This window comes from Moraxella sp. CTOTU48268 (assembly GCF_032069585.1).
In the GTDB taxonomy this organism is placed as follows: domain Bacteria; phylum Pseudomonadota; class Gammaproteobacteria; order Pseudomonadales; family Moraxellaceae; genus Faucicola; species Faucicola cinerea.
Window position 1 is genome coordinate 1 of the sequence record NZ_DAMALV010000024.1, and the last position, 14,735, is coordinate 14,735.

Genomic DNA, 14,735 nt, shown 5'->3' on the forward strand with positions numbered 1-14,735 from the left:
CGCGTGGCGTGAATAACGCTTGATTGATTGATTAACCATTTGCCTAGATATCAAAAAATAGATATCAAAAAAGCGCTTATTTATTATAAGCGCTTTTTTTGTGTTTTGTGTTCACCCAACTCTTTGACTGACTCGGCCGATAATTTGTGGGCTGCTGTCAGCCTAAAAAAGGTTATTGCGCATCCACTTTACGTTTTTTTTGTAGTTTGCGCTGTAGTGTGCGCCGGTGCATTTTTAGTACCCTCGCGGCTTCACTGATATTGCCTTGGCATTCATCTAATACTTGGTGAATGTATTCCCATTCGTGATGTTCAAGTGATAAACGTTCATCTGTTGCACTACTTAGTGACTTTGTAGGGGCTACTACGATGTCCAATACTTTATAGATTTCATCGAGGCTACACGGCTTAGGCAAATAATGATACGCGCCCATTTTGACCGCACTGACGGCGGTAGCAATGCTGGCATAGCCGGTAAGCATTAAAATTTTGGCGTTGGGCGTAATAGTGAGTAATGGCTCAATCAGATGAATGCCGTTGTCATTACCGATGTTGAGATCCAGTATAATAAACTTGGGTAACTGCTTCTTTGCCAGTTGTAGCGCGCTATCGGCATTGGTGGCAGTCAATACCTGATTGCCCTGTTTTTCCAACGACTTTTTTAAGATACGGCAAAACACCTCATCATCATCAATGATAAGCCATGTTTCTGCTAACAGAGGTGAGTGTTGCAATCTAGTCTCCTACAATAAACTGGCGGGCGCATCGATTACTGGTAACGTTATCTTCACGCACGTACCTGAATCATTTAACCTTTTTTGCAGGGGTGAATTTTGCTTATTGGTCAGCTCAAGGTGTCCGCCAACATATTCTATAACCGTTTTGGCAATCGTCAAGCCAAGCCCTAAGCCATGATCAGATTCGATAGCAGTTTGGTGTTGAATACGCTGTACCATGCTACTGTCGATACCCTGTCCGTTGTCTTCAATTATAATCATCACGTTTTGAGCAAGCTGTACATTAATAGCAAGCCTTGTGGCTTGTGCCTGCATGGCATTATTGAGCATATTCATCACAATAGAATACAGCTGTTCTTCACTCAACGGGACAGCAATCGGTTGTGGTGGTACATTAAGCAATACTTCAACATGAGGGTTGATAAATTGCCAATCATTGACGACTTTGGGCAGTAGCGTTGGTAAATTTGATGACGTTACCCATGCCAATGGCTCAGATTGCGTTGGCGGCAGCGCATTGGATTGGATATGGGATTTGAGCTTGTGCAGCGATTGGCGGCAGACGTCGATTTGTGACTGTAACAGTTTTATGTCATCCAATAATTCATCGTCTTCATCTAATTGCTGGGCAATGTCATCGCTCAGTAATTGCATCGATGCAATCGGCGTGCTCATCTCATGGGCGATATTGGCAGCCAGACTACTGATGGCAAGCAACCGACGTTGTTGGTGAATGGCTTGCTGCGCTTGCTCAAGCGCCTGATAACTGCGGCTCATCGCTTGTTTAAAATAAACTGTTAAGGCAGTTAACATGATGGCGGCAAAAATAAACACGCCAAACATACCCAGTAAATGGAGTTTTTGACCCACCGCATGATCATGGTGGCTAAGGGTCAGCGGCACATAACAATACCATAACAGCGTATACAGCCCAACTGACAGCACCGACAAGCCGATGATGTGCACGGTGCGCATCACCATAGACGCCACGGCAATCACCGTTAAAAACAAGGTAATCAACGGATTGGCGGCCCCACCTGAATAATAAATAAAGGCTGACCACGCCAGTAAATCCCCGATAAATCCCGCCAACATGAGCCAAGATTGTTGTGGGTTAAAGTGTCGAATAGCCATTAGGCGTTTAGTTAGCTCAACGCTGACCCCATAAATAATGGTAATCGTGAGCAGATGATTGATTTGCTGTTTGGCAACGCCCCATTGGTCAGCACAAATCATGGCGGCGACCATAATAGCTAACCAAGTATAGCGAGCAATCATGGGGGCTTTTGCGACGTTCTTGATGGCTTGATGCATGGACAAACTTTTGACGAATCATAAAACAAGATTTTAGCATGAAGCAGCCGCAATTTGAGCGAACTTTGAGCAAATTAACGTGTCAAAAGTAAATCAATGGCTAGTCAATACTAGGATAACCACAAATGCACCAAAAGTTTTCTCCTTAAACCCTATGGATGATGGCATAATTTTTTAATGTTAATTTTTAAAACTTTAAAGTGTGCTTATTTGCTGATTCAGTTACAATCAGATAAAGGCTCACTTTATGTTTGTAATCAAAAATTTATTTGAGTGCCAACTCACAGCTATCTTTGACGTTTTACAAATAGATGAGAAATGTACCATGGTCAATTTTCCTCAAAGTGCTAAGAATTTAACCGTTACCCTATTAATCAGCAGCCTGCTGTTGCTAGGTTGTCAAAAAATGAATGCCAAAGAAAACGCTGGCTCTGCGCGTGCTGCTAGCAAAGCGGATGTATTGCCGACTGATACGTTAGCGACCTTACAAGGTTTGAGCCAAATCAACCCAAAATTAGGCAAAATGGGTCGTCATGTGATCGATCCCAACAAACCAACTGTGGTGAAATTTTGGGCAAGCTGGTGCCCGCTATGTTTGGCAACGCTCCAAGAAAGCGACGCATGGGCAAAGCAGTATCCCAATATGAATGTCATCAGCGTAGTCAGTCCAGGTCATTTGAGTGAAAAATCCTCGCAAGATTTTCAAACTTGGTACACAGTGCTTGCCAAAGACTATGCTAACCTACCGGTGCTTATGGATAACAATGGCAAGCTAATTAAACAATTTGGCGTGCAAGTCTATCCGAGTTTTGCGATTTTGGATAAACAAGGCAATTTATTAAAACTGGTCAAAGGCAATCTTACTCCCACACAAATCCAAGCCTTGTCAGACAATGCCAGCAACGACTTTGCAGAACTCAAAACCATGAATGAAGCAAAAAATCCGCCTAGCCAAACTGACCAAGCTGATGAGCAGGCTAATAACCAAGCTAACAAGCAAGCCGCTAGCATCCAAGCTTTAGCACCGATTAACCATAACGGTGTGTATTATCAAGCAGATGGTAAAACCCCGATTCGCACGCGTACTATCTATCTGGCGGGTGGCTGTTTTTGGGGGCTAGAAGCCTATATGGAGCGCGTGGATGGCGTGGTCGATGCGATATCAGGTTATGCCAATGGCAATAGCGCGAACCCGAGCTATGAGCAGGTGATAGCAGGCTCAGGACACGCAGAAACCGTCAAAGTTATCTATGATATCGATAAAACCAATCTTGCAACCCTCTTGGCGTACTACGTGCGAGTGATTGACCCGACCAGTCTCAACAAACAAGGCAATGACCGCGGGGCGCAATATCGTACCGGCATTTATTATACCGATGCCAATGATAAGCCAATCATTGATAAAACCCTTGCCGATTTGGCAAAAAAATATCCGCAAAAAATTGTGGTAGAAAATAAACCCTTGGCGAATTTTTATGACGCAGAAAATTATCACCAAGATTATCTGAGCAAAAACCCTAATGGCTACTGCCATATTGATATTAGCCTTGCCAATCAAAAAATTCCCGTTATCAAAGCCTTAGCGCCTGCCACGACAGTCACCGAGGCGCTCAATCCTACCCGCTATCAAAACTACGATAAAAATGTAAAAAGTCGGTTAACCCAAGCACAGTATGACGTCACCCAAAACGCAGCTACAGAGCGCGCCTTTAGCCATCAATATGACCATTTGTTTGCTAAAGGTTTATATGTGGATATCGTCAGTGGCGAGCCGTTGTTTTTATCTACCGATAAATATGATTCGGGTTGCGGCTGGCCGAGTTTTACCAAACCCATTAGCGCAAACGTCATTACCACCTCAACCGATAGCAGTTTTAACATGACACGAACGGAAGTGCGCTCGCGGGTCGCCAACTCACATTTGGGGCATGTGTTTGATGATGGTCCCAAGGATAAAGGCGGATTACGCTACTGTATCAATGGCGATGCGCTACAGTTTATCGCTTTGGCAGACATGCAAGCGGCAGGCTATGGCGCACTTATACAATTGGTAAAATAGCCAGTCAACTAGGCGGCACGTTGACTGGTAACGGTATTAAAACGCTTTGACAAGCCATCAGCTGCCAAGGCGTTGTTGATCATGCTGAGAGTTTAAAATTTTTTTAAACATGCGCTTATAAAAATTTGGTCATCACCCTGAGCGGCAATATTTTCATACCAATCCCAATCGGCAGCCAAGGCCATGCCGGGACAAAGGCTTCATCCACTTTGGCTTCAATCGCTTCGACAATCGCCTCGACGCCCTCTTCTTCTGTACTCTCAAACGGCAAATATTTGGCACCGATATTAAGTTCAGTACGGATATAACCGGGATAAATCGTGGTGACGGTAATCGGACGTTTTTCCTGCATCATATCAGCGCGAATGCCTTCGGCTAAATTTGCCAGTCCCGCTTTGGCAGCCGCATAAGTAGTAAGATGACGGGGCAAACCGCGAACCGCTGACATACTTGAGATGACCACCAACTGACCGCTGTTTTGCTGGCGAAAAATCTTCATCGCCGCCTCACACTGGGCAATCGCTGCGATAAAATTGACTTCAGCGGTATGGCGATTGGTCTCAAAGCGTCCATGACCAATGACGCGGCTATCGCCCACCCCTGCATTGACGATAATTTTATCAATGGTTTTCCCTCGGGTTTTGCAGTCACTCACAAAGCTATCAAATACCGTAAAAATCTGCTTATAATCGGTGACATCCAAAGTTTTAACAGAGACTTTGACAGGGTACTTGCTTTCAATGTCTTGCTTTAACGCATTTAATCGCTCTTCTCGTCTGGCACAAATTGCCAAATCATAGCCTAGATAAGCAAATCGGCGTGCCATCATCGCGCCAATCCCTGAGCTGGCACCGGTAATCAATACGGTTTTGCCTTGACCGATACCTTGTAGCTCAGCCAATGAACGGCGATTGACCAGTTTTTTCATCACAAATTGACCGTATTTATCAATTTTTTGTAGCGCGTTTTCAAGTTTTTTCATCGTTTGGTTGCCTGTACCACTCAGTTATCGTAACAATAAATAAAAAATCATAAAAGAGGCGTTGATTTTATCATTTCGACCCTTGTCTAGCCTACTGCAAATATCGCTATAGGCGTTAAATACATAAGATAAACAAGGATGGCGATAGGGTTAATGATGACTGACACCCTTTAGCCCTACATACTGGTTAGCCCTTCACACTCATTGTTTTTATAACAGCCTTCTACTCGGTGATGTCAAATCTGTCGCCAAAGGCAAATATGCAGGCTGGCAGTACCCTATATGAAGACAATAAAAAACCCAACTCAGCACAAGGTCTCATTTGGGTTTTTTTAGAAATTTTTGGGTTATGCTAAACCATTGACCCATGTCAGTGGGGCGTTTTTCATCCAATCACTCATCAGTGTCCACGGTTGTTCAGGGACACACGCTTCATCAGGCTCGCCTTCAATCGCGATTGCCAATGCTTTGGTGCCGATTTCTTCACTCACTTCAAAGGGTAACGGTTTAGCGCCTTCGTTAATCTCAGTGCGTATATACCCTGGATAAATCGTTGACACTTTAATCGGTAACTCAGAGAGCAGCATATCGGCGCGAATCCCTTCAGCAAGCTGTGCAATCGCTGATTTACTTGCCGCGTACACTGACATATGTTTTGGCAGACCACGGAACGCCGACATACTTGAGATAACCACCAAATGACCGCTATTTTGGGCACGGAAAATTTCCATCGCCGCTTCACACTGGGCAAGACCTGAGATAAAATTGATTTCTGCAGTTTTTCGATTAATCTCAAAATTACCCTTGCCAATACGGCGACCCTCGCCGACCCCTGCATTGACGATGATACGATCAAGTTTGCCAAACTCTTGGGCAAATTCATGAAACACTTTAAAAACCTGCGTATAATCAGTCACATCGAGTGCCTTGACACTGACTTTAATCGTCGAATTATCCGCTAACAGGTTGGCTTTGAGTTGTTCTAGGCGTTCGGTGCGGCGCGCACAAATTGCCAGATTATAGCCCATGCGAGCAAAATGGGTCGCCATGCCTGCCCCCAGACCCGAGCTTGCGCCAGTAATCAAAATGGTTTTACCCTTGCCCACTTGGTTATCGATAAAACCAGATAAGTCAGTGTTCGGGGGTGTCATTGTGGTTTGAACTTGCTGTAGTAATTCGGGTAGTGTTTGCATTATTTCATCCTTAATTATTTATTAAATTTTTTTAAACGTTAAACTGATAAGCTAAACCTTAGCGCCAAGTCACCATCTGCTCGCCTTGTTGGTACAAATAGCTAAACTCATTAAAGGTCTGTAAAAAAACACCTTGGTCACTCACGCGAAATTGGTGAACACTGGCGTTTGCGATATGCCAGTTCAAATCAAAGGCTTGGACATCTGATAGTTTCATCACTTGCTGCATGATACTGGCAATCACGCCACCTGAGGTAAATACCATCGCATGTTCATGCTCGCCAGTTTGCGCCATCAAACGCTCAAAACCACTCCAAGTGCGCTGCAAAAAGTGTTGCCAACTTTCATCATAATCACTGTCGTACTGACCGCTTTGCCAACGGCTCATGGCTTTGGTAAAAATCTCAGTAAAGCTAATTTCAGGGTGTGTTTGACTGGACAAATACGCCATAAAACTGGCTTTATCCGCAAATGGCAATCCAGCTTTATAAAGAATTTGCTCATGATTAAACTCATTAAAACTGCTATCTTCACCGAGCAATAGCGGCATGGTCAAACTGGGATTTGCTATGTTTTGCACATGGTGGGTGATTTCGGTCAGTTCGATACCTTCACGGGTGACATAATAATGGCTTAAAAAATGTTTGAGACTGTCCTTTTGCCGCGCCATGCTGCCTGACATCAGCGCGTGCACTTGCCGACCTGACTGGCGAAAACTATCACCAAGCCATTGGGTCTGAGCGATACCTTTTGGGGACAGTTGGTCATAATTGTCTGCGCCAAATGACGCTTGCCCATGACGGACAAGGCTGATGAGTTTCATGAAAACCCCTATGATTTATGATTATTTTTTTCGATAAGTTCGACACAGCGCTCGTGCAAGGCATTGACAATCACGCCAAAATCTTTGAACGCCGGATTATCCGTCTGCTGATGATAATAACGGTAATAAATCTGCTGTGCAATCGCTGCCAAACGAAACACTCCGAACACTTCGTAAAAGCGCCAGTTGTCGACTTTCAAGCCCGTTTTTTGCAGGTAATATTCGACCACTTCGGCACGGCTCATCATGCCTGGCAGATTAGTCGGCTGACGGCGCGTAGCTTTCATCACCGCATTGTCATCGGCTTGAATCCAGTAAGCTAACGCACAGCCCAAATCCATCAAGGGGTCGCCTATCGTTGCCATTTCCCAGTCGAGCACGCCAATGATGTTGGTTGGATTGTTTGGGTCTAAAATCACATTGTCAAAACGCCAGTCATTATGAATCACGCTAGTTTTGACATCTTTTGGGGTGTTGTCTTTTAACCACTGACGCACATCGGCGAAATCAGGTACATCAGGCGTACGGGCTTGCTCATAGCGTTTATCCCATCCCATGACTTGACGCTCGCAGTAGCCTTCGCCTTTGCCAAGTGCCACCAAATCAGGGTTTTGGGTGTAATCGACCTTGTGTAAATCAATCAACGCATCGACCACCTGCCTGCACAGCTCGCTGACTTGCTGTTCGCTTAACGTCAATGCTTTGGGCAAATTGGCACGGGGAATAATGCCCTCGATGCGATCCATGACATAAAAATCGCAACCAATCACGCGGTCATCGGTACACAGGGCGACCATATTGGGGACGCGTGGGTATTGTGATTGCAGTGCTTTTTGCACTTTGTACTCACGCACCATATCATGGGCGGATTTGGCTTTGGTACCTTTGGGTGGCCGGCGTAAAATCAAATCACGGTTGGCATATTTTAGTCGGTATGTCCAGTTGGATGCGCCCCCTGAAAACTGGCTGACTTCTGGCTGACCTTGAAGAGCGATGCCTTGGCTCATTAAATACTCGGTGACCGCGTCGCTGTCAATCTCTTCGCCTTTGCGTACTGGGTTTGCAGTATCAAGCATAATTTCATCCTTGTTTTTTATCTTGTTTTTTATCTTGTTTTTTAACTTGTATTTTTAACGAGGTCAAATAGCAAAACAACGTAACCTGACATTACGTCTTTTTTGTTAGCTAGCTATCTTTTTTGTTGACTAGCTATTAGTTATTTGCTAGTTATTTGGTCGTCGCTTGTTGGCGTTTTTTCACTTCCAGTTTGGCAATCATGCCTTTATGAACTTCGTCAGGTCCATCGGCAAGGCGTAGGCTACGAGCTTGGTTAAAGAACATCGGCAACAGCGTATCTTGGCTTACACCCATACCCCCATGCAGCTGAATCGCCATATCGACGACTTCTTGTAGTACCGTTGGGGCGACCACTTTAATCGCTGAGATTTCGGTTAACGCTGCTTTGGTGCCAAGTTTATCCATTTTATAGGCGGCATACAGGGTTAACAGACGCGCTTGGTCAATTTTGACACGGGCGTCAGCGATACGTTCACGGTTGCCACCTAAATCAAGCAGCGGTTTGCCAAATGCACTACGGCTTAGCCCCCGATCAATGGCAAGCTCCAGCGATTTTTCTGCAGCGCCAATACAGCGCATACAGTGGTGAATCCGACCCGGTCCTAAGCGCCCTTGGGCAATCGCAAATCCCTCGCCTGCCCCGCCGATGACGTTGCTAAGCGGTACACGCACGTTGTCAAAACGCATTTCGCCATGTCCATGCGGTGCATCATAATCATTAAACACTTTGAGCATGCGTTCAATCTTGACGCCTTTGGCATCTATAGGTACCAGTACCATGGTGTGCTGATGGTGGCGATCTTTGCGCTCATCTGGGGTGTGTGCCATAAAAATAATGAGTTTAGCGTTTGGATCACCTAGACCTGAAGACCACCATTTGCGACCGTTGAGCACAATTTCATCGCCTTCAACAATCGCCGTGGCTTGCATATTGGTGGCATCACTACTGGCCACTGCAGGCTCTGTCATGCCAAACACAGAGCGAATTTCCCCTGCTAATAACGGCGTTAACCATTGCTGTTTTTGGGCATCGTTACCGTAGCGCCAAATCAATTCCATATTGCCACTATCTGGCGCATTACAGTTGAACACATGGGGGGCAATGAGACTTCTGCCAGACAACTCAGCAATATGGGCGTATTCCTGAACGCTTAATCCTTGACCGAGTTGCTCGTCTGGCAAAAACATATTCCAAAGATTTTGCGCACGGGCTTTGGTTTTTAATTCTTCAAGTTTGGCAGGCCATTGCCAAGTCGTCCAATCGCCTGTGGGATTAAGCTTATGCGCCGCTTGCCAAAATTCTGCTTCAATCGGTTCGATTTCGGTTTGAATAAATGCTTTGGTACGGGCGATGTAATCTTTTGCTTTATCGCTAAGTTGGAATTCCATTGGGCGTTGTCCTTTATTGGCTAAAACAATCATTGAATCAGCTTAACGGATTTATTATCATGAATAAAATGATTTTAATTAGTATAATACCATGAATAAAATTCATATAACTGAGATGTCTTAGCCAAATTATTGAGCAAACAACCGCCCTCTACTTGTAAGGTATTATCCAAATGTTGCATAAAAACCCGTTAAAGCAGCTTGACTTAAATTTGCTTAGGCTATTTATTTATATTTTTGAGCTCAAAAACCTTACCCATACCGCAGAAACTTTGCATTTGAGCCAATCTGCCATTAGCCATGCGTTAGGTCGTCTTCGTCAGGCGCTCGGGGACGAACTTTTTTATCGGGAAAAAGGTGAACTGCACCCGACGCTGTATGCCAAACGGCTTTATCCAACCGTCAAACAAAGCTTTGAAAATCTCGAACAAATATTTCAAACTAACCATTTATTGAGCGACAGCAAACTTGGCGAGCTGGCGCAGCAGAGCTTTGCTACATTGACGATTGCCATGCACGATGAAATTGAATTGATTGTGTTTAACAAATTGGTCAGCCAAATTCATCAAGTCCTGCCCAATTGCCAAATCACCAGTAGCCGGCTCAATCGCTCAGCGCTTGCGCATGAACTAAAAGTTGGACAGCTGGATTTTGCCATTGATGTGGCGCGGGTGGTGGATAGTGAGATTGTGCATCAACCGTTGTTGCGAGATGAGTTTGTGCTGGTGTTGTATGCGCCAAATTTTGCCGCTGAATTGGCGAATGAACCGACTATCACCCAAGCCCAGTATTTTGCCAGTCAACATATTACTGTGTCATCACGGCGGCTAGGTTTGTCGATTGAAGATAGTTTATTGTCCAAAGCAGGTTGGCAGCGGCAGAGTAAAATCCGTTGCCAACATTATGCCACTGCTTTTCAATTGCTAAAACAAGACAAGCTATTGCTTACCTTGCCGCGCCAGTTAGCCACCACATTTTTACCACCCGACCAAGGCTGGCAGATTTTGGATTTGCCGATTGAGTTGACTCATATCGAGTTACACGGCTATTGGCACCAACAGCAACAGGTTGACCCACTGTATGGGTGGCTAAGACAGCAGATTTTTAGTGCTTTTAACTAGTTAGACTATTCAGACAATAGCTGCTCAATACGGCCAGCGTGGCGCTCTTGCTGTTTAGCGAGTGTCAAACGATTGGCGATGATGATTGATTTTAACTCCGCTAATGCCACGTCGAAATTGTCATTAATCACCACATAATCAAAATTCACGTATTGCGACATTTCATTGACCGAACCGGCCAGACGTTTTTCAATCACCTCTTGACTGTCTTGTCCGCGATTGGAAAGCCGTTGGCGCAGTGATTGGCGGTCGGGCGGTAGGATAAAAATGGTCGTGGCATCGGGACGCAATTTTTGCACTTGCAGCGCGCCCTGCCAGTCGATTTCTAAGATGACGTCTAAGCCATTGCTCAGCATAAATTCTACTGTGGACTGGGCGGTGCCATAGTAGTTTTCAAACACCTCGGCATGCTCCAAAAACTCACCTTGCTTAATCATATCAGCAAATATCTCGCGGCTGACAAAGTGATAATGCTGCCCATCAATCTCACCAGGACGCGGCTTGCGAGTCGAATGCGAGATACTAACCGCCAAGTCATTGGTCGTTGCAATCAGCTGTTTGACCAGCGATGTTTTGCCAGTACCGCTTGCTGCGGTGATGATAAATAATGAGCCTTTGGTCATGACATATCCTTAGGGGTTTGATGAAGTGAGTAGTAGCCATTTTTGAATCGGCTATTTTAGCAATTTTTGCTAACAATTTCTGCGTAATTTAGTGCTTGGATGCCGATTCGTTGATTTTTTACGTTTAACATATTTTGCGTGTATGAACTCATGGTAAACTAGCCACATGAATCATCAATGACTGAAGAACTGCGTTATGAAAATTTTACTCGCCAATCCTCGTGGTTTTTGTGCTGGGGTCGATAGAGCCATCGAAATCGTCAATGTCTGCCTTGAGCGCTTTGAACCGCCTATTTATGTACGCCATGAAGTGGTACACAACAAGTTTGTGGTAGAAGACCTTGCCAATCGCGGTGCGGTATTTGTCGAAGAGTTGGATGAAGTGCCGGATGGGGCGATTGTGATTTTTTCAGCGCATGGCGTCTCCAAAGCTGTGGAAGATGAAGCCGAACGCCGTGATTTGACCGTGTTTGATGCCACTTGCCCACTGGTTACCAAAGTCCATATCGAAGTCAATAAATTTGCCAAAACAGGCGTAGATGCGGTGTTGATTGGTCATGCCGGTCATCCAGAAGTAGAAGGCACGATGGGGCGCTTCGATCCACAATACGGTGGGCGTATTCACTTAATTGAAGATGTGGTGGATGTTGCCAATCTTGACCTACCGACTGATACTGATTTGGCATTTGTCACCCAAACCACCCTATCGATGGATGACACCGCAGAAGTGATTGATGCGCTAAAAAATAAATTCCCCAAAATCCATGCGCCGCGTAAAGATGACATTTGTTATGCCACCCAAAACCGTCAAGATGCGGTCAAGGAACTTGCGGCGCGTTGTCAAGTGGTGTTAGTGGTGGGCTCACCCAATTCATCCAATTCCAATCGCTTGCGTGAACTCGCGGAGCGCTTGGGCGCCAAAGCGCATTTGATTGATAATGCGGGCGAAATGCAAAAAGACTGGTTTGTAGGCGTGGATACGGTGGGTGTGACTGCGGGTGCATCCGCGCCTGAAGTATTGATTCAAGAAGTATTGGATACCTTACAGTCTTGGGGCGGCGAAAAACCTGAAGAATTATCAGGTATTTTGGAAAACGTGACCTTTAGCTTGCCCAAAGCGTTACGCTCACCCCAACTGTTTAATCCTAGTGAATCCAAGATTTAAAAGAGATATAGTATCGGATAGATGGCAAGTAAAGCCGGGTATAAGTATGCTCGGCTTTTTATTGGTCATTTAGTTATTGGTTATTTAAACCCTGCTTGCATCAATTTTTTCATTATTTAAAAAATTGTGACGCTTGTGCTTGAAATAGTTTTAGACTCACCCTAACTATGACAACGAACCATCATAAATTGGGTTAATTATTTTTATTGTTATTCTTATTTTAGGAGTTACTTACTATGGCAGATTCAAACAAGCCTGAGCCAAAAAAACATAGCTTTGAAGCGGAAGTCGCGCAACTATTACATTTAGTCACCCACTCGCTTTATTCAAATGCGGATATCTTTGTGCGTGAGCTGGTCTCAAATGCGTCTGACGCCTGTGACAAGTTGCGCTTTGAAGGCAATCAAAACGACGCGCTGTATGAAGGTGACAGTGAACTACGCATTCGCATTGATATTGATAAAGATGCCAAAACCATCAGTTTTATTGACAATGGTATCGGTATGAATGAAGCCGATGCCGTAGAGCATTTGGGTACTATTGCCAAATCAGGCACCAAAGCTTTCTTAGAAAAATTATCCGATGCACAAAAACAAGACGGCAATTTGATTGGTCAATTTGGGGTGGGTTTTTATTCAGGTTTTATCGTAGCGGACACCATCACGGTGGAATCGCGTAAAGCAGGTGAGCCTGCCAGCCAAGGCGTACGCTGGGTTTCAGACGGCACCGGTGAATTCACCACCGAAACCATCGAAAAGTCTACCCGTGGCACGACAGTGATTTTACATATCACCGATGAACACAGCGAATACCTTGACCGCCACAAAATCAAATCTTTAGTCAATAAATACTCTGACCATATCAGCTTGCCAATCCAAATGCGCAAAGAAGTTTGGCAAGAAGAAGAACTCACTGACGCGCAAAAAACTGCTAATTCAGAAGCAGGGGGCGAAACTGCCAAAGGTGAGATGCCCCAAGGTCAAATGATAACCACTGATGAATGGGAAACCATCAACCAGGCCAATGCCTTATGGACGCGCTCACCTTCAGAAATTGAAGACGAAGAGTATAAAGAATTTTATAAAAATCTTACCTATGACTATGATGAGCCGCTAACTTGGACGCACAACCGTGTCGAAGGACGTCTACAATATACCCAGCTGCTATATATCCCTAAAAAAGCGCCGTTTGACCTGTACCAACGTGAGCAAAAACACGGTCTAAAACTGTACGTCAAACGTGTATTTATCATGGATGATGCCGAGCAGTTATTGCCGATGTATTTGCGTTTTGTCAAAGGGGTGATTGATACCGCGGATTTACCGCTCAATGTCAGCCGTGAAATCCTGCAAGAGTCTCGCGATGTCAAATCTATCCGCGATGGTAACGCCCGCCGTATATTGACCGTGCTAGCTAGCCTAGCCAATAGCGATGAAGCCGACAAACAAGAAAAATATAAACAGTTTTATGCTGAATTTGGCAACGTCTTGAAAGAAGGCTTGGGTGAAGACCAAAGCAATAGGGATAAAATTGCCAAATTATTGCGCTATGCCACTACCACTGATGACAATGTGGTCACCAGCTTTGACGACTATAAAGGTCGTATGAAAGACGGTCAAAAGGCGATTTATTATCTAACAGCTGAAAACCTCGCCGCCGCCAAAGCCAGTCCGCAACTTGAAGTGTTCAAGAAAAAAGGCATTGAAGTCATCTTGATGACCAACCCGGTTGATGAATGGGCAATGAACTTTATGTTTGAGTACGATGGCACACCGCTACAAAACATCGCCAAAGGCGCGGTAGACTTGGGTGATTTGACCGATGAAGCCGAAAAGGAAGAAGCCAAAAAAGCGGAAGAAACCTTCAAGCCTGTGGTAGAAAAACTCAAAGGCGTGTTGGGTAGCCGTGCTAAAGACGTACGAGTATCAAATCGCCTTGTTGATAGCCCTGCTCTGCTAGTGACTGCGGATGGTGAACTATCGCCACAGATGATGCAAATGCTCAAACAAATGGGTCAGCCTGTGCCAGAGAGCAAGCCAATTTTGGAAGTCAACCCAAACCATCCGCTCATTCAAAAATTGGAAAGCGCAGAGCAGTTCGATGACCTTGCGCAAGTGATTTTTGACCAGGCATTACTTGCCGAAGGCGGTCAATTAGACGACCCAGCCGCTTATCTAAAACGCGTTAATGCGCTGTTGATGAAGTAAGTTATTTTGCTGATCTCAAAATAAAACCGATAAACAAAAACCGAAG

General features: G+C 44.9%; 12 protein-coding genes. 4 read left to right on the forward strand and 8 right to left on the reverse strand.

Annotated elements, in window-relative coordinates; translation table 11 throughout:
* Positions 1 to 172: 172 nt before the first annotated feature.
* Both RT143_RS08555 and RT143_RS08560 read right to left on the reverse strand, forming a co-directional pair.
* Complete coding sequence (locus RT143_RS08555) at positions 173 to 733, reverse strand: response regulator transcription factor (RefSeq protein WP_313092432.1); 561 nt, start codon at positions 731 to 733, stop codon at positions 173 to 175.
* A gap of 9 nt (positions 734 to 742) precedes the next feature.
* Positions 743 to 2,050, reverse strand: coding sequence for a sensor histidine kinase (locus RT143_RS08560; protein WP_313092433.1), 1,308 nt, complete (start codon positions 2,048 to 2,050; stop codon positions 743 to 745).
* A 325-nt stretch (positions 2,051 to 2,375) separates the two neighbouring features.
* Between RT143_RS08560 and msrAB the strand changes: the two genes are divergently transcribed.
* Complete coding sequence (msrAB, locus tag RT143_RS08565; protein WP_313092435.1) at positions 2,376 to 4,109, forward strand: bifunctional peptide-methionine (S)-S-oxide reductase MsrA/peptide-methionine (R)-S-oxide reductase MsrB; 1,734 nt, start codon at positions 2,376 to 2,378, stop codon at positions 4,107 to 4,109.
* A 115-nt stretch (positions 4,110 to 4,224) separates the two neighbouring features.
* On the opposite strand, the gene RT143_RS08570 is transcribed toward msrAB, so the two are convergent.
* The 5 genes from RT143_RS08570 to RT143_RS08590 form a co-directional block, all read right to left on the reverse strand.
* Entirely contained in the window at positions 4,225 to 5,037 is an 813-nt protein-coding gene (locus RT143_RS08570; protein WP_227522695.1) for an SDR family oxidoreductase, read from the reverse strand.
* 401 nt (positions 5,038 to 5,438) lie between these two features.
* Positions 5,439 to 6,242, reverse strand: coding sequence for an SDR family oxidoreductase (locus RT143_RS08575; protein ID WP_313092492.1), 804 nt, complete (start codon positions 6,240 to 6,242; stop codon positions 5,439 to 5,441).
* Between the two features lie 100 nt (positions 6,243 to 6,342).
* A complete protein-coding gene (locus tag RT143_RS08580; RefSeq protein ID WP_313092437.1) occupies positions 6,343 to 7,107 on the reverse strand; it encodes a histidine phosphatase family protein in 765 nt (254 codons plus the stop codon).
* A gap of 8 nt (positions 7,108 to 7,115) precedes the next feature.
* Positions 7,116 to 8,183 (reverse strand): phosphotransferase family protein, encoded by a 1,068-nt coding sequence (locus RT143_RS08585; protein WP_313092438.1) that lies wholly within the window; start codon positions 8,181 to 8,183, stop codon positions 7,116 to 7,118.
* Between the two features lie 151 nt (positions 8,184 to 8,334).
* Complete coding sequence (locus RT143_RS08590; protein WP_313092439.1) at positions 8,335 to 9,573, reverse strand: acyl-CoA dehydrogenase family protein; 1,239 nt, start codon at positions 9,571 to 9,573, stop codon at positions 8,335 to 8,337.
* Positions 9,574 to 9,746: 173 nt separating this feature from the next.
* On the opposite strand from RT143_RS08590, the gene RT143_RS08595 reads away from it, so the two are divergent.
* Complete coding sequence (locus RT143_RS08595) at positions 9,747 to 10,694, forward strand: LysR family transcriptional regulator (protein ID WP_313092441.1); 948 nt, start codon at positions 9,747 to 9,749, stop codon at positions 10,692 to 10,694.
* Positions 10,695 to 10,699: 5 nt separating this feature from the next.
* Here the strand turns inward: RT143_RS08595 and gmk are convergent, their stop codons facing one another.
* Complete coding sequence (gene gmk / locus RT143_RS08600; protein WP_062334573.1) at positions 10,700 to 11,317, reverse strand: guanylate kinase; 618 nt, start codon at positions 11,315 to 11,317, stop codon at positions 10,700 to 10,702.
* Positions 11,318 to 11,513: 196 nt separating this feature from the next.
* On the opposite strand from gmk, the gene ispH reads away from it, so the two are divergent.
* Positions 11,514 to 12,482 (forward strand): 4-hydroxy-3-methylbut-2-enyl diphosphate reductase, encoded by a 969-nt coding sequence (gene ispH / locus RT143_RS08605; RefSeq protein WP_313092443.1) that lies wholly within the window; start codon positions 11,514 to 11,516, stop codon positions 12,480 to 12,482.
* 236 nt (positions 12,483 to 12,718) lie between these two features.
* Entirely contained in the window at positions 12,719 to 14,689 is a 1,971-nt protein-coding gene (gene htpG / locus RT143_RS08610) for a molecular chaperone HtpG (protein WP_313092445.1), read from the forward strand.
* Positions 14,690 to 14,735: the final 46 nt, after the last annotated feature.

Excerpts from the sequence above, each read along its gene's own strand:
- RT143_RS08560 (WP_313092433.1), bottom strand. The coding sequence starts at position 2,050 with ATGCATCAAGCCATCAAGAACGTCGCAAAAGCCCCCATGATTGCTCGC.
- msrAB (WP_313092435.1), top strand. The coding sequence starts at position 2,376 with ATGGTCAATTTTCCTCAAAGTGCTAAGAATTTAACCGTTACCCTATTA.
- RT143_RS08570 (WP_227522695.1), bottom strand. The coding sequence starts at position 5,037 with ATGAAAAAACTGGTCAATCGCCGTTCATTGGCTGAGCTACAAGGTATC.
- RT143_RS08575 (WP_313092492.1), bottom strand. The coding sequence starts at position 6,242 with ATGACACCCCCGAACACTGACTTATCTGGTTTTATCGATAACCAAGTG.
- RT143_RS08580 (WP_313092437.1), bottom strand. The coding sequence starts at position 7,107 with ATGAAACTCATCAGCCTTGTCCGTCATGGGCAAGCGTCATTTGGCGCA.
- RT143_RS08585 (WP_313092438.1), bottom strand. The coding sequence starts at position 8,183 with ATGCTTGATACTGCAAACCCAGTACGCAAAGGCGAAGAGATTGACAGC.
- RT143_RS08590 (WP_313092439.1), bottom strand. The coding sequence starts at position 9,573 with ATGGAATTCCAACTTAGCGATAAAGCAAAAGATTACATCGCCCGTACC.
- RT143_RS08595 (WP_313092441.1), top strand. The coding sequence starts at position 9,747 with ATGTTGCATAAAAACCCGTTAAAGCAGCTTGACTTAAATTTGCTTAGG.
- gmk (WP_062334573.1), bottom strand. The coding sequence starts at position 11,317 with ATGACCAAAGGCTCATTATTTATCATCACCGCAGCAAGCGGTACTGGC.
- ispH (WP_313092443.1), top strand. The coding sequence starts at position 11,514 with ATGAAAATTTTACTCGCCAATCCTCGTGGTTTTTGTGCTGGGGTCGAT.
- htpG (WP_313092445.1), top strand. The coding sequence starts at position 12,719 with ATGGCAGATTCAAACAAGCCTGAGCCAAAAAAACATAGCTTTGAAGCG.